The organism is Bacteriovorax sp. BSW11_IV (assembly GCF_000447755.1).
GTDB lineage: Bacteria > Bdellovibrionota > Bacteriovoracia > Bacteriovoracales > Bacteriovoracaceae > BSW11-IV.
Window position 1 is genome coordinate 1 of record NZ_AUNE01000037.1, and the last position, 19,919, is coordinate 19,919.

At 38.1% G+C, this 19,919-nt stretch carries 16 protein-coding genes; 8 read left to right on the forward strand and 8 right to left on the reverse strand.

The annotated features are described in order from the left end of the window. On the reverse strand, positions 1-479 hold a 479-nt coding region (locus M899_RS10140; RefSeq protein ID WP_021271359.1), incomplete at its 3' end, for a GbsR/MarR family transcriptional regulator. 356 nt (positions 480-835) lie between these two features. Between M899_RS10140 and M899_RS10145 the strand changes: the two genes are divergently transcribed. The 3 genes from M899_RS10145 (at position 836) to M899_RS17750 (ending at position 7,631) form a co-directional block, all read left to right on the forward strand. Next, on the forward strand, positions 836-1,708 hold the full coding sequence (locus M899_RS10145) for a hypothetical protein (protein ID WP_021271364.1): 873 nt from the start codon (positions 836-838) through the stop codon (positions 1,706-1,708). Positions 1,709-1,830: 122 nt separating this feature from the next. Continuing rightward, positions 1,831-4,866: a hypothetical protein gene (locus tag M899_RS10150; RefSeq protein WP_021271355.1), complete on the forward strand. Its 3,036-nt coding sequence runs from the start codon at positions 1,831-1,833 to the stop codon at positions 4,864-4,866. Continuing rightward, the gene (locus tag M899_RS17750) at positions 4,866-7,631 is read left to right on the forward strand and encodes a S8 family peptidase (RefSeq protein ID WP_021271367.1); all 2,766 of its coding nucleotides are present in this window, start codon (positions 4,866-4,868) and stop codon (positions 7,629-7,631) included. The genes M899_RS10150 and M899_RS17750 overlap by 1 nt, the downstream gene beginning before the upstream one ends. A gap of 51 nt (positions 7,632-7,682) precedes the next feature. On the opposite strand, the gene M899_RS17755 is transcribed toward M899_RS17750, so the two are convergent. From M899_RS17755 to M899_RS10185, 6 genes are all read right to left on the reverse strand, one after another. Further along, a complete protein-coding gene (locus tag M899_RS17755; protein ID WP_021271360.1) occupies positions 7,683-8,588 on the reverse strand; it encodes a ParB N-terminal domain-containing protein in 906 nt (301 codons plus the stop codon). A gap of 71 nt (positions 8,589-8,659) precedes the next feature. Further along, entirely contained in the window at positions 8,660-9,316 is a 657-nt protein-coding gene (locus M899_RS10165; RefSeq protein WP_021271365.1) for a PilZ domain-containing protein, read from the reverse strand. 144 nt (positions 9,317-9,460) lie between these two features. Then, complete coding sequence (locus M899_RS10170) at positions 9,461-10,447, reverse strand: trypsin-like serine peptidase (RefSeq protein WP_081653797.1); 987 nt, start codon at positions 10,445-10,447, stop codon at positions 9,461-9,463. 116 nt (positions 10,448-10,563) lie between these two features. Continuing rightward, complete coding sequence (locus M899_RS17760; RefSeq protein ID WP_021271357.1) at positions 10,564-12,108, reverse strand: cytochrome c biogenesis protein; 1,545 nt, start codon at positions 12,106-12,108, stop codon at positions 10,564-10,566. Positions 12,109-12,119: 11 nt separating this feature from the next. Then, positions 12,120-13,769 (reverse strand): cytochrome c biogenesis protein ResB, encoded by a 1,650-nt coding sequence (locus tag M899_RS10180; protein ID WP_021271366.1) that lies wholly within the window; start codon positions 13,767-13,769, stop codon positions 12,120-12,122. Positions 13,770-13,882: 113 nt separating this feature from the next. Next, entirely contained in the window at positions 13,883-14,578 is a 696-nt protein-coding gene (locus tag M899_RS10185) for a heparan-alpha-glucosaminide N-acetyltransferase (protein WP_021271358.1), read from the reverse strand. A gap of 62 nt (positions 14,579-14,640) precedes the next feature. Here M899_RS10185 and M899_RS10190 point away from each other — a divergent pair, with 62 nt between their 5' ends. Further along, the gene (locus M899_RS10190; protein WP_196801755.1) at positions 14,641-17,001 is read left to right on the forward strand and encodes a penicillin acylase family protein; all 2,361 of its coding nucleotides are present in this window, start codon (positions 14,641-14,643) and stop codon (positions 16,999-17,001) included. Here M899_RS10190 and M899_RS10195 read toward each other — a convergent pair whose 3' ends face one another. Further along, positions 17,002-17,616, reverse strand: coding sequence for a hypothetical protein (locus tag M899_RS10195; protein ID WP_021271369.1), 615 nt, complete (start codon positions 17,614-17,616; stop codon positions 17,002-17,004). It abuts the gene before it with no gap. Between the two features lie 39 nt (positions 17,617-17,655). Between M899_RS10195 and M899_RS10200 the strand changes: the two genes are divergently transcribed. The 4 genes from M899_RS10200 to M899_RS10215 all read left to right on the forward strand — a co-directional run bounded on the left by M899_RS10200 (position 17,656) and on the right by M899_RS10215 (position 19,872). After that, on the forward strand, positions 17,656-18,312 hold the full coding sequence (locus M899_RS10200) for a hypothetical protein (protein WP_021271362.1): 657 nt from the start codon (positions 17,656-17,658) through the stop codon (positions 18,310-18,312). A 66-nt stretch (positions 18,313-18,378) separates the two neighbouring features. Beyond that, entirely contained in the window at positions 18,379-18,669 is a 291-nt protein-coding gene (locus M899_RS10205; RefSeq protein ID WP_021271361.1) for a c-type cytochrome, read from the forward strand. Between the two features lie 56 nt (positions 18,670-18,725). After that, the gene (locus M899_RS10210; RefSeq protein ID WP_021271370.1) at positions 18,726-19,166 is read left to right on the forward strand and encodes a GNAT family N-acetyltransferase; all 441 of its coding nucleotides are present in this window, start codon (positions 18,726-18,728) and stop codon (positions 19,164-19,166) included. 94 nt (positions 19,167-19,260) lie between these two features. Then, positions 19,261-19,872, forward strand: a complete 612-nt coding sequence (locus M899_RS10215; protein WP_021271356.1) for an SWIB/MDM2 domain-containing protein — start codon at positions 19,261-19,263, stop codon at positions 19,870-19,872. Positions 19,873-19,919 lie beyond the last annotated feature (47 nt).

A 19,919-nucleotide genomic window follows, 5' to 3' on the forward strand; every position in this document is an offset into this window, starting at 1 on the left:
GTTATATTGATGACAAAACTCATGACCGACTCTGCAGTTTCACAAGTTTCAATAATTGAAAGAAGTCGTTGATGACGTTTTGGCGTTTTTTCTTCAGAAGTTTTGGCCATAAGTCTTTGGGCCATACTTTTAAATTCACTTACATACTCTTGTTCACGTTTTCTAAAGACGCTGGCAACAACAGAGAGAGCATCTACTTTCGCTTGATGAAGCTTAACTCTTTTTTCTGTCTGATCACTAATTGAGTGGATGGCACCAAGAGAGGTAAGATTTTTTATGGCCATTGAAACAGCACTTTGAGAAAGACCAAGGGTCTTTTCAATTTCTTCTGAGCGAAGTGGTCTTTCTGATAGGGCCAAAAGACCGTAGACAGCACCATCGATTCTTTTTAGGCCCATGCGAGCAAAAAAGTTTTCGAAGTGCGAAAGCTCTTTTAAAACTTGTGAGTCAATGTCTTCAATTTGGACTGAATCTACCATGATTTCAGATACCTTCTGTTTTATATTTTAAAAATGAAATATATAAAATATCAGCTAGAAGGCTAATGGTAGGCCCTTCATTCGTCAATCAATACTTAGTGTTCTTTTGTCTGATAGAGCGTTTGTTGAAATGCTGCATTGCGTGGTGCGCTGCGATACCAAGATAACTGGTTGATGCTTAGCAAGGTGCACTTTAAGTCTGAAAAATGTTCATAGTGACACCAAAATTAAATCAAATCCTCTTACATCGCTTCAGAATTTTGGCACGAGTATTGTATAGAGTAACTCAACTATTCCAGGATGGAGTTTTTGATGAAAAAAATAATGTGATGCAAAATTCTGCAAAGGGAGAGAGAATGAAAAATTTAAAAACACTTATGACGACTCTTGTTCTAGGTTCAGCATTAGCTAGCTGTGGTGGCGGCGGTGGCGGTGGTGGCGGTGGTTCATCTACTCCATCTAAATCATGGCAAACTTCTACATATATTACTGCCGAAGGTTTTGTTAACGCACTTAATGATGTAGATGGTTCAGCTTCTTGGGACTCTTCTTATATTGTTAAAGATCAGTACGACACAGAAAGAGGATATGGAAACTGGTTCGTAGTTTACGATGCAAAGTATGACAAAAATATCGCTGTATCTCTAGATTACATCAGAACTCTTGAGTACTACGATTACTATTCAAGCAACTTCAACCTTGGTGAAGCATTCCGTGACGTTCAATGGGATGATAACTTCTATAATGGGTACCTAGGTGATGGTTATGGTGATCAATACGAAGAGGTTGTTTACTCTGGTTCTGATTACTACGAAGATTACTACCTAGGCCTTGACTCTGGTCTTGAGTATGAAGATGAAACAGAAACAACTGACGTTTCAATGATCGGTTCAGAAATCGAGAAAAATTCAATGATTCAAAAAGCTGCAGGAGTATCAGTTGCCTACGGACTTGATATGCAATCATCTATGTCTCTTGTTTCTCTTGGTCTAAAAGCTAAGAAAATGCTTTCTCGTGCTGCTGATGAGAAGCTAACAGCAGATGATGAGCTTGCACTTAAAGCAGATATCGAGGCCTTCACTGGTGCAACTTTCTCTGACTTCCAAAAAGCAATGGAAGATAAAGAGTTCAAAGATAAGCTAGTTGAAAAAGTAGCTAAGAAAAATAAAATCTCTGCAGAGAGCTTAGAAAACAAACTTCTTCCAGACCTTTTAGGAATTGAGCTTTAATAATATCGCTTATCTAAAGCGTGTTTATATAGGGTGAACCCAGGCCTTGTGCCTGGGTTTTTTTTTCACATTTTCTTTTTGTTTATAGCTTCAAGTGTTGCGCTGTGTTAGTGTCGCCTATTATGAAAACAAATACTTATAAAATCAGTATCTTAATACTCCTATTCATCCGCTCATTGGCCTCATTTGCGGCCAGTGAAGTCATTGCTCTGGATGGAAAATTTCTGCCAGCGGCCGATCTTTTGAATTCCAAAGGGGAGATACTTACTAGTGAAGAAGCAAGAAAACTTTCTAATTCCATAGACTTATCTACTCTTGAACCAAGACCAAACGATATATGGGATGGCAAAGATTATTTAAAAGCAAACGAAGATAAGATCACAGATGATAAGGCCTTCTCTTATTCGGGGGCCATCTCATCTCAGTCTGGACTCCTTCGTTTCAATGTGCGCTCGAAATCAAATGAGCGCTTTGTAATTTCAATGTCCAAAGAGGCCCACTCAATAATGCTGAGAAAAGCTCTCTTGCAAAAGATGGGCTATATTGTTCCCAGACTACAGTGGTTGGAAGAGATTGAAGTTTCTTTTAATAATGAAGATGAAAAACGTGCTTTCTTAGATAAAAATGTTTTTGAGGCCACGAGTGCTGTGGCCAAAAGATGGCTTGTAAAAGAAGAAGAAAAAAAGATCGTTTTGAAAGACGTGCTGATTTATTCGTTTGCCGAAAACTCATTCTATAATTTGGCCTATGGTATTCCTCCAAAGTACACTTACTCGCGAACTATTAGAGCGGCCGGTTTATATTATGGTCTCACTGATGTAACAGAGAGTGTGAATAAGCTTTCTTGGAAGATGGGATTAAAGTCTGAAAACAGAGTTCAGTTTGATCATTTTTTTGTGACGGCAACTGGCGCCGATCGTTTTGACGCCAAATGGGCCCTTAATAAATTAGCAAAACTTAATCGCAATGATTTTGAACAAATTGTGGAGAGTGCAAAATATCCACAATCTGTGTCTACTCTTCTTGTTGAGAAGTTGATTTCAAGAAGAAATAGTATTTTAAAATTATTTGAAATTAATTCAAAAGAATTAAGTTTTAACTATACTCCAAACTTTGGTGAAGAACTTAAAGAAGGGATTCTTAAAAAAGAAGAATTTGAAGGATACGCTTCACTCTTTGCTCACGGAGAACCAGATAGTCCCTTTAAAGATCTCGAATATTATGTTTTCTCTGAATTAAGAGGTCAGGTTATTGATGAGCTGATGTCGCGAGTTAATAAAAAACTCTCTTTTATTGATGTTACTGAAGCGCAAAGAGAATGGTTTAAAAAAGACTTTAAAGAAGGTCTTGAGCACTATTTGAAAACAGGTGAATTTAGAGAAAGAAGTGTTGGTACATGGTTTTCACCTACAGCGGATGGAAATGTCATTCTTTCGCGTGACGTTGTTATGGGGTCACAGGGACAAAACGATAATCTTGTTCAAATTGCAGATACTATTGGGGCTTCTGTTTCACTTGGCGGCCACCTTGGAATTGAAGGTCTTGATCCTGGTTATGGGGCCTATATTAAAGGAGATGTGAGTTTTTTGAAAACATATACTCACATGAGACCTTTGAAAGATTTAAAAGAGGCCATGAAATCTCCCTATAGCAAAATGCTTGTGAATTTTTCAAAAATGGCATTAAAGAAAAACTTATTCAATCTTTCTGACGCAAAAGATGAAAACGAGCGAAAAGAAATTTTCAATAAACTCGATAATCTTCTTGGTGTTGGAGAATCTTTAATTATTACAACTTCAATTACACCAAAAGTTTTTGGTAAATTAAGTTATACAACAATGTCAGGAACAAATCTTGGTTTGAGTGCGGCCACAGACCACATAAGAGTGGGAAGAATTCATATTTATCGTGAAAGTCGCAACGTAATGCAAGTCTATGTTGATAAAGGACATGGAACAGGTTGGTCTATAGGATTTGATGTTAAACATTTAGCGCCTATTCTTCGTCTAAGTTATGGTGGAGATGTTGGAGGATATAGTATTCGCTACTATAGAGTTCCCCTTGCTAAAGATGAAGATCAAAGCAAAGTTGATCCTGTCAGATCTTTGGCCCTTTTGTTACAAAAAGGACATACAAATGGATTGGATGAAGCAAAGACTTTGGCCTTAACTGTAAAAAATGAATTTGCCGACAAATCATTTAAGTTTGCTCTTTTATGGTGGCGTTATAAAAAACTCACAAAAACTGGTCGCTATGCCATTGATATCCCTGGAAAGAAAACATCTCATCTCATTAGAAGAGGGATTGAGAAGCTACGGGGGGTGAATTTAAGAGCATTCGCGGAAGATTTGGCCAATTACTTTCTAATCAAAAAGGAAGAAGAATTTCGTGTTCGAAATTCACCATGGAAAAATCCTGGTCACACTCCATTTGGGATGTCACTTACAGATAAAACAATCTATGAATCTAATGTTGATAGAGTAAATGGCCGAATTCTCGAAGAGTTTATGACTGTTCGTCGTGGGAAGGCCGGTTGGAAAATGAAAAGAGACAAGCTCGCAGATCATGTTGAAGAGCTAAATGAACAATTTGGTTTTGAACTTTTCACAATGAATGATGTGTACGATGCAACTGATTTAAACCTTTATGATATTGAAGGAAATATCTATATCTACAATAAAGGAATTAAAAATATACTTTCTTTATCTCGAAAAGATATTGATGCAATCGAAAGACGTTATCTTTCAGAGAATGAAATCTCTTTTCGATGTAATGAAGATAAAAATAGAACAATTGTTGAGGACCTTCGTTGTGGTGATTTTGATTACTTTAATTCTCGTATTAAAAAATGTAATCGCTATAAAAACGAAGTACGCTTTGATAGCTATTCTGAATGTATGATTGATCTTGTGGACCTTGTCGCAAAGTCGCTACCTTTTTCTGTTCTTTATGATATGGCCGGTGAAGGCAACTACTATATTTATGGTTCTATTAATGGTTTTAGAAAAGATTCGGAATATTTAAATAGAGAAATTCTTTCTAATTCTGAAGGTGAGATTGGTTCTCGCTCGGCGTTTGGACCATTTTTAAAGCTACAGACGACATTTAAAGTTCAAGGAGCTGAGCTCTTTGGGCAGTGGATTAGGGAGGCCTTATAATGAAGTGTTCATTTTTCTTTTCCCTATGTTCATTGGTTTCAACACTAAGCTTTGCATCTGATATTGACCTGCGCTCAATGCAGTGGGGGATCAAAAACACAGGACAAGTCATTTATCGTCAAGATGATGCTTTAACTCAAGGTCCAGTAGAAGGTAAGAGTGGCGTTGATATCGCTTCTTCTGAGATATCTATTGCAAAGAAAAAAGATATCATTGTGGCCGTGATTGATCATGGACTAGATAAAGAGCATCCTGATCTTGTGCAAAATTTGTGGAAAAAAGAAGGGCCATGCTTTGCTGATAAAGAGGGCGATACTTCTAAAGAATGTAGTGGTTGGAATTTTCTTGATGATAATGAAAATTATGTAGATACCAACGGTCACGGTACTCACGTTTCCGGAATCATTGCAGCTTCATTAAATGAATTAGGTATCGATGGTGTTGCCGCTAGTGTTGCTAAAATCATGCCTCTTAAAGTGCTAGGTGATGATTTAGAAGGGCTTACATATAATAAAAAAGTTTTAACTTATTATGTGGCCAAGGCCATGAACTTTGCCCTTGATAATGGGGCCTCTGTAATCAATATGAGCTTAGGTTGGCCAAAAGTTATTCATGAAAGGGATATTGAGTTGGCCCTTTCGCGCGCTTATGAAATGAATGTTCCTGTGGTTGTTGCCAGTGGAAATAATAATAAGAGTAATCCTGTCTATCCTTGTTCTCATCGCACAGTTATTTGTGTGGGTGCCATAGATAATCAAGGCCTAAAGGGGAGTTTCTCAAATTATGGATTGAAAGTTGATATGTATGCTCCAGGTGAGGGAATCGTTAGCACATACCCAACTGTTATGGAGTCACGCTCATTAAGAATTGGTGGTTATGAAAGAAAAAACGGTTCTTCTCAGGCCGCGCCATTTGTTGCAGGTGCTTTGGCGCTGTATCGTCATGAGTATCCTCAAGCGAGTATTGGTCAGATAAAGGCCAATCTCTACGATAGTTCTCGTCCTCTAGATTTTTCATCTAAGTACGGATTGTTACAAATTAACAAGCTTCTTGAAAATAAATCTACCGGACTCATCGATCCAGTTCTAAAAAATCTTACAGAAGTCGAACTTAGAGATTCTGGAAAATTTCTTTTGGAAATTCCTCTTGATGTTTTGGGCGCCAATCTCTCAAAAGTAGTGGCGTCAATTGAAACTCAAGGTCATGTCGTTGATATTGAAAACAGCTCAATTTCTCTAGATCTTCAAAATGATAAGGCCATGCTGTCATTCAAAGGTGAGGTTCTTAATGATATGGGAGATTCCCATATCCCATTTACTCTTACCCTTAGATACGAGAATAAAACGAGAGAATATAGAGGAGAGTTTGTTCTCATTAAAGATATTGAAAGAGAGCTTCGAAATAAGAGTCTTATTCTCAAAAACATACCCCGTGATCTTGTAAGCTACTTCTCTGGAGATAGAAAGCTTTCTCGTTTAAAAAGAGTTTTTGATAAAGCGAGATTAGATAGTGATGAAGAATATTTTTATTTTGATCCTAAAAGAATAAAGGAAGTAGTCGATGCAACTCCACTAAATATCCTCTCAACAGATGGAAGTTCTTTTAGAGTTATTGAACTTCACGTTCCTAAGGCGCAGTCTGTTTTTGGTGTATTTAAAGTGGATATCAATGGTGATGGTAAGGCCGATTATATGACCTATTCTCTTGGTAAGGATGAGGGGCTTTATTTCAAATTCTTTGCCAAAGATGGTTCACCATTATTCGGCAAATACTCAACATGGTCTTTAGAAAATAATGGTTTTGATCCCATCAGTGTTAAAGATCGTATTGAGCAACTAGAAATGATGAGGATTTCTCATCCGGTTCTTGGGCAGATTAATGTTCCAAGCTTTGCAAAGGCCTGGTTTATTCCAAGTGCTGACAATTCACAAGACTTTTTTAGTGAATTACCTAACAACAAAAAAGAGAGACTTTACTACTTTAACCCTATTGTTAAAGGTGACAGTGTTGAAATTGAAATTAGAACACTAGAAAATTTTGATTTTGTTACTCAAATGAGTGAGAGGTTGAATCTTGATATTGGGGATGAAATCAATCTTATTCATGTTTATTCTCAAACGGCCGAAGATAAGGTTAATGGACATTTGAAGGCCCTCTATATTGTTGAAGGTTTTTTAGAGGATCAAGTTTATAAAATTTCATTTAAGAATAAGACCGTTGCATCTGTGCAGAGATTAGATTTAAAAGATTTCTCATTGCAAAATAATACGGTTGAAACATTTGAAGAAGAAGTCGCTTATTTTTCAAGTTTATTATCTCGAAACACTATGCGCTACTTTAATGAAAATAATGAGGCCAAAATCTTCGATTCTAAAGATTGGTCTGACCCAGCGTTTAGACTCTATAATGTTCTTGGAGAGAAAGCACTTGTAGAGAGTCGCTATTATATGTGGCTTGTGGAGGGAGATCATATGCAAAAGCTTCCTCTCGATAGAGAATCAAGCTTTCCCGGTCCAAGTTTTACAGAAACTTTTGATAAGCTCTCGGGAATGTCCGTTCTTATTAATTCGTCTCTTGTTGTTGGAAATAGAATCTATATGATGAAGGAAGTTGACGGTGAATTTATTCGTCCGATTCGCTATAGTGTTTCAATTCCATCAAATTGTATCGTCATGGATGTCCATGAATTTGCAGATGGTATGTACAAGAGTTTTATGTGTCAAAGTGGCAGTAATGTAGCGCTTCGCTGGCTGAAGTTAGATTAGATAAATGCAGTTCTCTACTTAATGGAGAGAACTGCTTTCTTGGTTTTTATCCTATTTATAGGCCTCGATTAATTCATCGATAGTATCTTTTAGAATAATAAGCTCATTAACGGCCTCATCTTTTTCTGGGCCATCGTACATTTCACCAAGTGAAATGATTTTAATTGCTGCTCGATTCATTCTGCGCGACATATTCTTAAGAGCAATAAATTCTTTCGTAATAGGCTTGAAGTTTGCCGTTTTTTCTAGAGCTACATCCAGACCGTGGGCCTCAACATCTTTTACGATCTCTTTTACAAGGTGAGATGCCTTATCACTAATATAGGGAAGAATTTCGTCTTGAGTTTCTTTTTTTAGGCGAATAATCTCATTCACCTGACTGGCCCCAATATCGCCACGAATTCTAGCTTCTCGCACACTATGAGAAGATTCTTGGTCTCTCAGAATCGCTCTTTTTATGGCCGTTTCGCTCATTCCTGTTTTATTCATCATATTTTGAACGAAAGTCTTTTTCTTAAGTTCTGTAAATGCATCATCAAGTTCTTCTTCAAGTTCTTGCTCTGAAAGATTTTTCTTTGGTTTTTTAGGTTTAAGGTCTTCGAGCGTGATTTCTTCTTTATATTCAGGGTAAAGAGTTTCATAGATCTCTTTTCCACGGCGTAGACAATTTTCAAGCTCAACATCTGAAAGATTTTGGCGAACAAGGTTTTCATCAATTGAAATAAGTTCTTCTTTGAGGCCTTCTTCATCAACTCTAATGCACGGCACTTCTTCCCAGCCTAAATCTTTGAGCGCACTAAAGCGTCTTCCACCCGCAATAAGTTTGTTTTCTTTATTGATAACAATAGGATTAATCAGTCCAACCGTTTTGATACTCTCTTTGAGTTCATCAATATTAGTGTTGAAGCGTAGATAGGGGTTATTCACTTTAATATTTTGAACAGGAATCAATTCCATCGCAATTCTCTCCTTGAATTTGGGCAAACTTATTTTGACGAGATTATTTGAGCAGATAAGTCGGAAAAGGTCTAGTTTTTTGCCTTATTAAGTGCCTCTTGCGTTGCGAAATAACTAACAATACCTTCATCTAGTAAATAGTTTTTAGGGACTTCTAGGCCAATTCTGAAGCTTCTGGTATTTCCGGCACCAACACCTTTAATGAACGCCACGCGTGCTGGTGTGTTTAGAGCACGAGATGTGCCAATGGAGACAATAACGACATTTTCATCTTTTACTAAGTTGCCATCAATTCCTTCTATTCCAATTAGCCCCAATCCCCCTTGCGATATATCAAATGCCTTACATTTTATAAGAGCACCTTTGCTATTTTTAATCATGATGACTTTTGTCTTATCACGAAATTCTTGGCGGTAATACTCTCTTGTATCTGGCATTTGAAAGCTTTCTGGAAAGTAATAGACGAGATAATTTGCCTTCACTTCTTTGAGTTTCGCCGTGAATGTCATCTCTGATTCATCCCGAAAGATCACCATTTCTTTTTCTTGGAATTGAGACTCGTAATCAGATCTCGTGCAAAAGGTTTCATCGGTCTCATTGACTTTGAAAATGATCGATTTCAAATTTTTTAATGGGCCACTTTGCGTATGGAGCTTAACTTCACTGTCACGTAGGTTTTGTAACAGTGATTTGATGTCTTTGAAATTTTCTACAACTCTCATTTTCATAACCGCTCCTACATCTGCGCACAGGCCATTATCATCCTAAAGACAGTTGTGGCCCAAGCTTAAAAAAATGAGTGTTCCATCCTCTTGAATTAGAGAGGGTTTTAAAATCTTTTAACAATTTAGGAAAAATGAAATTGCCAATGATTACTGGCAACTGCGAGCTGAATCTATGTAGTTCTTTATTGAAGAGAGTAAAATCCCTTTAGAAGGGGCACAAGAGTCTGGGCCGACTGTACCTGTGCAATTGGTGTATTTCATGCAGTTATTCTTCTCATCTTTAGTGAGATAATTACGGTCTCCTGCAACGTGGAGACCAATGACTTTTCCAGTCTGTTGATCAAAAATAGGTGAGCCCGAATTCGAAGGAAAAGTATCGAGAAGATAGTAAAAAGACATGTCGTCATTGCGATCTAATTTAAATGAGCCTTTATCTTTGGCGATCATTTTTTTCATTCCTAACGGATGTCCAATGATGGCCATATCTGTTGTTAAATTTGGACGGTAGTCGTAATCGATTTTTAATGGTCTGCGGCCACGCACATTGCGATCGAGTCTGAAGAGCGTGAAGTCTTCACCGGTTGTTGAATTTACTGAGTGAATAAGCACTTCTTTACAGCCATAAATATTACTCTCTGGAATATATTTTTGATCAGAATCCATATCAAACACCCAGCTATACTTGTCGCAATTAGCATGAATATTATCGACTCCGTCATCAAAGCAATGGCCAGCTGTGAGCATAATGTCTTTATCAACAAGAAACCCTGTACAGTTTCCGTAAGAGAATTCGTTAGCAAATTTTTCATGAGTGCAAAGATTAACTAATTCGCCCACTGTATACAGATTTTCTGTACGCACTCTTTTTTGAAAATGGTCATAATCGCTCATGGCCCAGTTGGGCATCATTAAAGCAACACTTTTGGCCGCTAAGCGATCGTTGTAGGAAGAGCGTGTGATCTCCTCACGACTATCTCCATTCCACACAATACAGGCATTATAAAATTCAATTTTTGGACTTGTTGTGGAGGTGACAAGGTTTTTCTTTTTTCCACATGCACTTAGGAAAATGGCCACAAGGCCCACTAAGATAAGCGTTCTGTATGAATAGGAATGAATTGTCCTTTTTGTCATGGCCGGACTATAACAAAGTTGTTTGCGATGCGTTATCTTTTTGAAAATTCTATAGGATAATGGGATAGAGAATGAAATATTAAGGGGTTACCAAAATGATAACCCCTCGATTTTATTTAGACTTCTTTTTTTAGAAGTTTTGGTGTCGTCACTGCTAACAGAGCAACTTGAATCAAGAAGAAAGACCCTAAGAAAATGGCCCCCCCTTCAGAGAATCCATAAGAGTGAAGTCCTGAAGCAAGAATGTAGTTAACACCGAACCATGCCATCATTACACTTAGAAATGATGCCGTTGTAAGAGGAATAAATCTCTTTTCAGAGATCCAAGACGTGTACTTACCATGTAAAATGGCCATGTAGATACAAAGAACAATCAATGACCAAGTCTCTTTCGGGTCCCAACCCCAGAATCTTCCCCATGAATAGTCGGCCCAAACACCACCCAGAATAATACCGGCGGCCAAAAGAACTGTTCCATACTTTAATGTCGTATAGATAAGATCTGTATAGTACTTCATATCTTCGTTTGTAAGTGTTTTGAATGTATTTTTAATAAGAACAGTATTTCCTAGAATCCAACTTAGCGCCAAGGCACCATAAGAAAGGATAATAGTTGTCACGTGAGTTGAAAGCCAGAAGTTATCTCTCAAAACTGGAACTAGAGGTGAGATAGAAGCGTTTAACATTCCGTCTGCAAAATTTAACATGAACATTGTACAAACATTGTAGGCAAGACCCATGTAAACAAATGTTTTCTCTTTTTTAAAGTGACCAACAATTAATGCGATAATAAGGGCACCGTATCCAGAGAAAAGAACAGTTTCATACATATTTGTAATTGGCGCACGTCCAGAAATCATAACCCTAAAAGTAAGAAGTGCTGTTTGCACAATTACAGTCAGAACACTCATGCTTAGGGCCAATTTAAAATTCTTAAATAGAGTTAGAAAAGCTAGCCCAATAAGTGACAAAAGCATGGCCACATGGGGAAGATGAAGTTTTGAATATGTATATTCTGTTAGGTAGATATGGTCGTGAATACGATCAAAAGTCCCTTTTGCTTCAAGAAGAATATATGAGAAAGGGTCAGAGTTTTTTTCTCTTGCTGCGACAACTTTTGATTCATTTAAAAAATGAGAAATTGGTGTCCAAGTAAAAGCGTTTTCTGGTGTTAGTTCTGGAATTAACCAATTGGCCCCGTCGCGAAGTTCAGCATATAGATTGATACGTGATAAAAGCTTATTCAGATCTTTTTTGTAGCTCGTATCAACTTTTTGAGCTTGCCACTCAGCGCGCACTCGTGCGAACTCAGGAACAAGTTCATCATAGTTAACATCTTTTACACCTTCACCAAGCTCTAGGAATTTTCTTGTATCAACGTGTTCGATATGGGCCTGCATGATAAGAGGTACAGGGAGTCCCATTCCTTTTAAGCTTAGAAGACAGTAGCTTGTTGTTGCATTTAGGCCTTCAACACTTGATTTACCTGCAAGGTGTTTAATAGTTTCTGTTGCATGCACAGAAAGAGGCTTAGTACGTCCACCTTGTTGAATGGGCATTTTCTCAAGCTCTTTATTGGCACAAAAATAAAGGTCTCCCTTGTATTCGGCCATGGCCGACATACTAAGAAGAACGGCAAGCGCTAATAAAACTTTTTTCATACTTTCAATCCTTAAGCCGTGGCCTCAAATAGGGCCGTATCTTTTTTAATTTGTTTTCTCTTTCTCGTTATTTGATAGTGCCAAGTGGCCCCAAAGACTAGGAGTAATGATCCCAGGTATTTTAGGAAGCGACCTTGGTCTACGTTTACACTTAATGTCGAACTATACATCCCTGTCTCTGGATGTTGTGAGTAAGATGCTTGGTAAAAAGTGAAGCCATCATACTTAAGTGGGTTGTTCATATAAATATGATGCTTTTGCGGCCCTTCTTTTGTGAAAAGTGTGACAAAAGACTCGTAACTTGCTGGGTTATTTGTTCCCGGGTCTTTGTCCATTTTGAAATTTGTAAGAACAAATTCAAATGGCAGCTGAAGTGTTTCTTTTTGCACAGTGAACAGGGTATCTTTTCCATCGATTAATAGACGAAGAGGGCGCTCACTTGTCACCCAATAATCTTGGCCACGAACGTGGATTTTAAGAGCGCGAAGATCACCCTTGATAATTGATCCATTCTTTTGAATTGGTAGAGTCGCCTCTGGTTCATAGACTGGGACGCGTGTTGGTTCATGGCGTACTAATTCTAGAGTAAAGCCCATCCAAGGGAGTTCCATTGAACGCTTGGCCCCTTCAAAATTTTTTGTTACCCATTTTGGTGTGTCTGCATTTTTATCGTAATAAGCGGCCTTGTCACCAAAGAGAAAGAGATATGGTTTTTCTTCAAATAGCTTCTTGCTAAATACACGGTACTCAGCGTTTTGCATGGGCTTGATACTTTCATCAAAGGCCCATGGAGACATATCAGGAAAAAAACTTACAACGCGACCATCTTCTTTGAAGGCAAAAAAGCGCACATTGCTTTTTGTTGTTTGAACTTTAGCCCCGCGCTCCTCCGGAGTGAAACATTCGCGAGTTTTAGCATTCCAAACGATGACTTTAGACTCAGATTCTTTTTCAAAACATGGGGCCAGTGGAGCTGGCAAATAGTTGATGTTCAAAAGACCCATGCTAAGAGTTGATTCAAAATCTTGACCTTCAGGGTGTAGCGTAAGAATAAAGTCCTGGCTTACATTGTCATTATAAAGGAGGTAGCTCGATGAGTGGCGCACTTCATTTTCATCGTACTTGTTTTTTTCTTTACTCCAAACGAGCTTGCGATCAGCAAAAGGAATATACTCTTTTAAAGCGATGTCGTTATACGAGTCGTCGATATTTGTGGTAAAGGCAGAATTGGGAAGGTGGTAAGTGACTTGCTTACCATCATCTTGAAAATGAATTTTAAAAACATCTTTACCTAGAAAAACATGACGTGAAGGAGAATTCGGATCAAGTGAGATACTACCATCAATACCCGCGTACCAAGTAATAAATGAGCCACAGCCAATGAGGATAAGGCCTAAGTGAATGACATAGAAACCATGAAGGCGCTTTTTAAAAGGCATTCTAATTAATGTCGCAAAGATGATACTTAACATCATGAGAAATTGAACAAGCATGAAAATGGGGTGCTTGTAAATCAATCGTCCCGCAAAGTCAGTGCCGTAATAACTTTCAATAAAAGTTCCTACAATCATAAAAATTGTAAAAATAGAGATAATAACAACGGCAAACTTTAGGCCGCCAATTGTACGTTCAAGCTTCTGGTAGACTTTTTCAAGACTCATGAATTTTCCTAAAAATATATTAACATCAGGCTTTTACCACAGTGAAAAGAGTGGTGCAATTTTAGGCCTCAGTAATTGGTTGAAATCTTTCTAAGTTGACAAAAAATTTACTTTTAGCCTCGGTGCAGTAAATAGAATCCATAGATTAGGCCGTACATTATGGGCTGGTGAATGACATAAATAAAAAGACCATGAGCGCCCATGAAGTCGAGGATTCGATCACCTTTGAATCGGGGATAACTGATTTTATCCCAATTTTTAGATTCAATAAAAATTCCAAGCAGAACATAACCAAACCAAGGAAGCACAGGAATATAATCCATGGAGATGTGCGCCATTTTTGGAAAAGGGTAGTTGAACCCAAAAAGCGCAGGAATGGTAATGAGAAGACCAAGCGCACCTGAGAGTTTGGGCCTTTGAATAAAGGGTAGTGCTAGAGCAGAGCAGACAGCAATACAGTGGAGAGTGCCAAAGTATACCCAGCTCTTTGGAAACATGAAATAGGTTGTTATGGTGATGGTCATTGCAAAAAAGATGAGCTGCACAAACCTTGGCCAAAACTTCCTTAAGCGCAGACCATTTTTATGCACTAGCCTCAAGCTAATGCCAACGGCCATCATGAACATGAATACGATTAATCGCGGTAGAAACCACCAGAACAGATCTTCTTGGACATCAATATCAATATGGCCAAAGACGTCTAAGTCGAAACAAAAATGAAAGAATATCATAAGGATAATGGCCACCGCACGCCAGTGGTCTACTAGTCTATAACGGACATTTTCGCTTTTCTTTTCGATTGTATTCATGTTTTTATAGTAAAGTTCATTCTTTTATAAGGCAAAAAGTTATTTTGCTTCGAGAGGCCTTTGTGAAAAAATCATTCATCGCGATCAGCGTCTTTTTTATATTTGTTATTTGTGGTTTTGCTCTCTATGGAGAGAGTATTTATTCTGGTAGTGCCCCTGTTTATTCAGGCTCTGTGCATATCGAGGGCATCGAAAATCAGGTAGAAATTCTTCGTGATAAAGAGGGGATTCCTCATATTTATGCTTCAACTGATAAGGATATGTACTCCATCCTTGGTCGCACGATGGCCCAAGACCGTCTGTTCCAAATGGACATTCTTCGTCGGGTAGGAGCAGGTCGACTGAGTGAAATATTAGGTGAGAAAACTCTCGATATTGATAAATTGTTTCGCACAATTGGTGCCCGTGATCAATTTGCTAAACTTTATGAACAAAAAAAGCTCAATCCAGAAATGGTTGAAAAAATCGAGTGGTACTTGGCCGGAATTAATTCTTTTATCGATGAGGCCACATTACCTGTTGAGTTTCATCTTTTATCTTATCGCCCCGATCACTTCACTGTGCCTGATATTTACGGATTTATCGCCTATATGGCCTACGGTTTTTCTCCGGCACTAAATCAAGATCCTCTTTTATCACGCTGGAAAAATCTTTTTGGCGAACAGCTCGTTGAAAAGTTTCGTGTCGATCCCTACCTTCCTGAAGAAAATGGTAAAAAAGTGACTTCAATGATGTCGCCTCAGGTGTTTGATCGCATACAAGATATTTTGCAAACCTATCTTTATCCCATCGAAGGCTCTAACGCATGGGTTGTCAGTGGGCACAGAACGGCAAGTAAAAAACCTATCTTGGCAAGTGACCCTCATATCACATATTCGCTGCCTGGGGTTTGGTATGAGGCACATCTTCATTTGAAGAATGAGAATAAAGAACATGAAATGTATGGCCACTTTCTACCTCTCATACCTTTTGCGGCCTTGGGCCACAATCGCGACTATGGCTGGGCCCTAACGATGTCTTATATAGATGATATGGATATTTACCGTGAAACCATAGAAGGTGATCATTACAAATATGATGACAAGCTTTTACCGTTAGACATTTCACATGAAACGATTCGTGTTCGTGGAAGTGAAGATTATAAATTAGTAATAAGAAAAACGCGCAATGGACCTCTTTTGAATGAAATCTTAGGCGAAAATCTTTCATTGAAATGGGCCTTCTTACTCGATAAAAACAGACCTGTTGAAGCTTTTTATGGCATGAATCACGCCAAAAATCATGAGCAGTTTAAAGATGCCATTGCTAAAGGATCTTCGCCTGGCCTCAATATTCTTTACGCAGATAAGTTGGGAAATATTGGACATTGGCTCTTTGGAGAAATTCCTCTTCGCAAGAAACCATTTGCCAATGACTATATCTACGATGGGTCAACTAGTGCTGATGACTACCTAGGGCATATGAAATTTGATGATAAGCCTCATTTATTCAATCCAAAAGACGGAGTTATTGTATCAGCGAACAACCGATTTCCGGATTCAGATATGAGTATTCGTGGCTGGTGGCAAGTTTCAAATCGCTTCAATACGATTCACTTTCTCCTCGATAGCCGCAGTGACTGGGGGTTAGAAGGAATGAAGAGTGTTCAAACATCAACTTTTGACATGGATAGTTTGAAAGATAAAGATTATTTGGTTGATGCTCTCTCTGATTTTAGTTGGGAAGGCGTAGAAAAAGAAGCGCTTCAAATCTTAAAAACATGGAGTGGGCGCAGTGAAAAAGACTCAGTAAGTACAACGATTTTCCATCAATTTACAAAAGATATTAATGAGTTAGTGCTTGATGAAGTTCCTCATGATGAATATGTGCGCTACTGTAAAACTCAGGCACAATGGCATTTTTTTAGAAGACTACTGCGCGATGTGGATTCACTCCTTTGGGATTTTAAAGAAACTCCGGCCCGAGAAAATCGTGGTCAGGCCTTACAAAAAATTTTCAAGCACACGGTGCAAACACTTTCTAAAGAATTAGGTCCAGATATCAAAGAATGGAAATGGGGCCGTGTTCACACATTGGAATTTGCTCATCCACTTGGTGTTGTGTGGCCGTTGGATAAGATTTTTAATGTTGGGCCGTTTCCCATTAACGGGGCCATCAATGCGATTAATCACCAAAAGAGAAAAGGTTGCGAGAATGGTCATAAAGTAGGCTCTGGACCGAGTACAAGACGCCTAATAGACTTCTCTAGACCAGAAATCTCCTATGGTATTTTGCCACTTGGAAACTCTGGTCACCAGGCGTCTCCCTTTTTTGACAATCAAAGAGAAAGATTTTTCGAGGGGGCCTACCGCCACCAATTGATGGATAGAATTGATATAGAAAAGAATTTATTTGGAACTCTTATCTATCTTCCTAAAAAATAATTATTCAATGTGAGTATAGATAAATAATGGTCTTTGGCAGCTGATTTTCACTGTGCCAAAGGCCTTGTTGCTTAGTCCTAGTCCTTGCATTGGCCTGATTTTTTCAACATCACTTAGCAAAAATTCACAATCTCCACTTATTGAAACGTGTTGTTCATAGAGGCTTAACACAGAAAAGGTCCCATTGTGTTCAAAATAAAAATGACCAGGAGGATGGGCCATAAAGACTTTCTCAAGCAATACGACGCAAGAAGGATTTTGATCTAAAAAGTGGGATACACTCCCAAGAACTCCAAGGGCGTGGTCAATTCGTCCACCCATAAATCCATAAAGAGTAATGATGGAAATATTTTGAGGCACTATTGATAAGGCATATTCCAAGTCGGTGTAGTCTTTATTTGTTGGCAGGCGCTCGTTGATGAGTTTTGGATCGTGGGCAGAGTCCCCGTCACCAACGCTGAAGTGGACGTGCTCCTTTGATCTTTTGTGATTTATTCCACCATCCACATATAAAATAGGAGTCTCAACAGATATATCGTCTTCAAAAGGCATAGGCCCAATGATTGCGAGTTCACTTTGATCAGATAAAAGTTGTAAAAATGCTTCTTTTTCCATAGATATATAGCATTATACCTGAAAATGGATTTGCTTTACATGACAAAAACAGCAATTACGATCTCTCAAAGAGGCCATGAGCTTCTAAAAAAATATCAATTATTGAAGAATGAATTTAATAGCTCTTCTCATGCAACCTATGGCCAATATGAAGATGAATTCATCACGATCACGGCAAAATGGGATAATTCTCTTTTTTTGAGAGAGCTCTATTTCGATTTTAAGGACCTTGAACCCATTCAAGAACTAATTGCGGTTGCACTTCGAGTTTTGGTCTTAGATCAAAATTATGCCCGTCTAAATGGGCTTTCAGTTAGAGAAATTGACAATTTTCTGCGCGATGAACCTATGACTAGCTTCTTAGTGATTGAAGAAGCTGAGGCGCTGGAACATTGGTTGGGGCTAGTAAAACAAAAAATTATGGCCTCTTTTTTTCAGCTCAAATCAATTGAGTCATTCTCATTTACGGACAGTACCTTAGTTCATAAAGTGCATTTCTTTGGTCATGCCTTTAGTGAATTAAATAAAATACTGCCAAGTTTAGAGCTAGAGCTTGTTCATATCCACGATGAAACTGTCGTTTTCTCACATGGACAAGAAGTGCATTCGTTTATTTTAACGAGCGCACTAAAGGCAGTCGAAGGGAAAATTTCCAATGATAAGGGTCATTTCCCTATAAATTGGGTTGCACAGTGATATTCACTTAATGTAATATCACCTTAATTAAATCCATTATTTGTTACTACTAAAGAGGTTGATTTGATGAAGACTCTCACATTCATTGCTTTACTACTCACAGCGAATTCATATGCAGCAGACGCGGCCAGAGGTGAAACTCTTTATAAGACATGCGTTTCTTGTCACGGTCCAGCTGGAGAAGGGAATGAAGCGATGAAAGCGCCACGTATTTCTGGTCAGTTTGACTGGTATATCGTATCTCAAATCAAGGCCTTTAAAGCTCTAGATCGTAAAAATCCTACAATGTTGCCATTTATTAAGAATCTTTCTGACAAAGATATTGAAGATTTGGCGGCCTATGTTTCAAAATTGTAGTTTTTTTTCCAAAGAAAATACGGTTATAATTGAATAAACTCTAGCGAAGGAATGCTATGAAACTTGCTTTTGTAAAGGCCAAAACTGAAAGTGATTACAATGCGATCTTTCAGTACAATATTGATGCCTTCTCGGATAGTCCCGATTTCCAGTGGAATCTTGAAGAAATTAAGGCCGAAGTTAAAGACGGTTGGGAGCTTTATTCTGCCAATTTAGGCGAAGAAGTTGTCGCTGCTTTATTCGTAAAGCGCGATGGACAGGGGCTTTTCTCAAAGCACACGTCAATTAAACAGAACCATCAAGGTAGTGGATATTCTCACATGATTAAGAATTTCATTGAAGAATTAGCTAAGGATAATGGGGCGAAAGAAATCTACAATTACTGTCGTATAGATAATTTCCGTCAATACTCTCTTAACGAGAGTCACGGTTATGTGAAGACAAATAAGAAAGTTGGAAAAGATAATCTTGTAGTAGAGTGGATAAAAAAAATCTGATTTTTAATTTTTTATTTAAGTAAATGCTTTCAAAAAACGAAAAGTCTTTATAAAATAATGGTTGAAACACACTTACACCTTTTGGAGGGATTGTATGGCCGTTAAGAAAACAGCTAAGAAAACAACTAAGAAAGCTCCAGCTAAAAAAGCTGCTGCTAAAAAAGCAACAACAAAAAAAGCTCCAGCGAAAGCTGCTGCTAAAAAAGCAACTAAGAAAGTAGCTGCTAAGAAAGCTCCAGCTAAAAAAGCTGCTGCTCCTAAGAAAGCAACTAAAAAAGTAGCTGCTAAGAAAGCTCCAGCTAAAAAAGCTGCTGCTCCAAAGAAAGCAACTAAGAAAGTAGTTGCTAAAAAAGCTACTACTAAAGCTGCTCCTAAGAAAGCTGCTGCTAAGAAGACTACAGCTAAAAAAGCTGCTGCTCCAAAAAAAGCTGCTGCTGCTAAGAAAACTAAAACTAAAAGAAAGCCAAATGCAGCTTTCATGAAGCCACTTACTCCATCTGCAGATCTAGCAGCTATCGTAGGTGATAAAGCTCTTCCAAGAACTCAAGTTGTTAAGAAAATTTGGGATTATATCAAAGCAAATAATCTTCAAAATCCTAAGAACAAGAGAAATATCATGGCAGACGATAAGCTTAAGAAGCTTTTCGGAAAGTCAGAGATTACTATGTTTGAACTAGCTTCAATCGTTGGTAAGCACCTTTCTTAATTCGAATTAAATAGGCCGTCCCGAGGGACGGCCTTTTTTTTGGAGGC

Coding starts and splice junctions, on each gene's coding strand:
- M899_RS10145 (WP_021271364.1), top strand. CDS start 836: ATGAAAAATTTAAAAACACTTATGACGACTCTTGTTCTAGGTTCAGCA.
- M899_RS10150 (WP_021271355.1), top strand. CDS start 1,831: ATGAAAACAAATACTTATAAAATCAGTATCTTAATACTCCTATTCATC.
- M899_RS17750 (WP_021271367.1), top strand. CDS start 4,866: ATGAAGTGTTCATTTTTCTTTTCCCTATGTTCATTGGTTTCAACACTA.
- M899_RS17755 (WP_021271360.1), bottom strand. CDS start 8,588: ATGGAATTGATTCCTGTTCAAAATATTAAAGTGAATAACCCCTATCTA.
- M899_RS10165 (WP_021271365.1), bottom strand. CDS start 9,316: ATGAAAATGAGAGTTGTAGAAAATTTCAAAGACATCAAATCACTGTTA.
- M899_RS10170 (WP_081653797.1), bottom strand. CDS start 10,447: ATGACAAAAAGGACAATTCATTCCTATTCATACAGAACGCTTATCTTA.
- M899_RS17760 (WP_021271357.1), bottom strand. CDS start 12,108: ATGAAAAAAGTTTTATTAGCGCTTGCCGTTCTTCTTAGTATGTCGGCC.
- M899_RS10180 (WP_021271366.1), bottom strand. CDS start 13,769: ATGAGTCTTGAAAAAGTCTACCAGAAGCTTGAACGTACAATTGGCGGC.
- M899_RS10185 (WP_021271358.1), bottom strand. CDS start 14,578: ATGAATACAATCGAAAAGAAAAGCGAAAATGTCCGTTATAGACTAGTA.
- M899_RS10195 (WP_021271369.1), bottom strand. CDS start 17,616: ATGGAAAAAGAAGCATTTTTACAACTTTTATCTGATCAAAGTGAACTC.
- M899_RS10200 (WP_021271362.1), top strand. CDS start 17,656: ATGACAAAAACAGCAATTACGATCTCTCAAAGAGGCCATGAGCTTCTA.
- M899_RS10205 (WP_021271361.1), top strand. CDS start 18,379: ATGAAGACTCTCACATTCATTGCTTTACTACTCACAGCGAATTCATAT.
- M899_RS10210 (WP_021271370.1), top strand. CDS start 18,726: ATGAAACTTGCTTTTGTAAAGGCCAAAACTGAAAGTGATTACAATGCG.
- M899_RS10215 (WP_021271356.1), top strand. CDS start 19,261: ATGGCCGTTAAGAAAACAGCTAAGAAAACAACTAAGAAAGCTCCAGCT.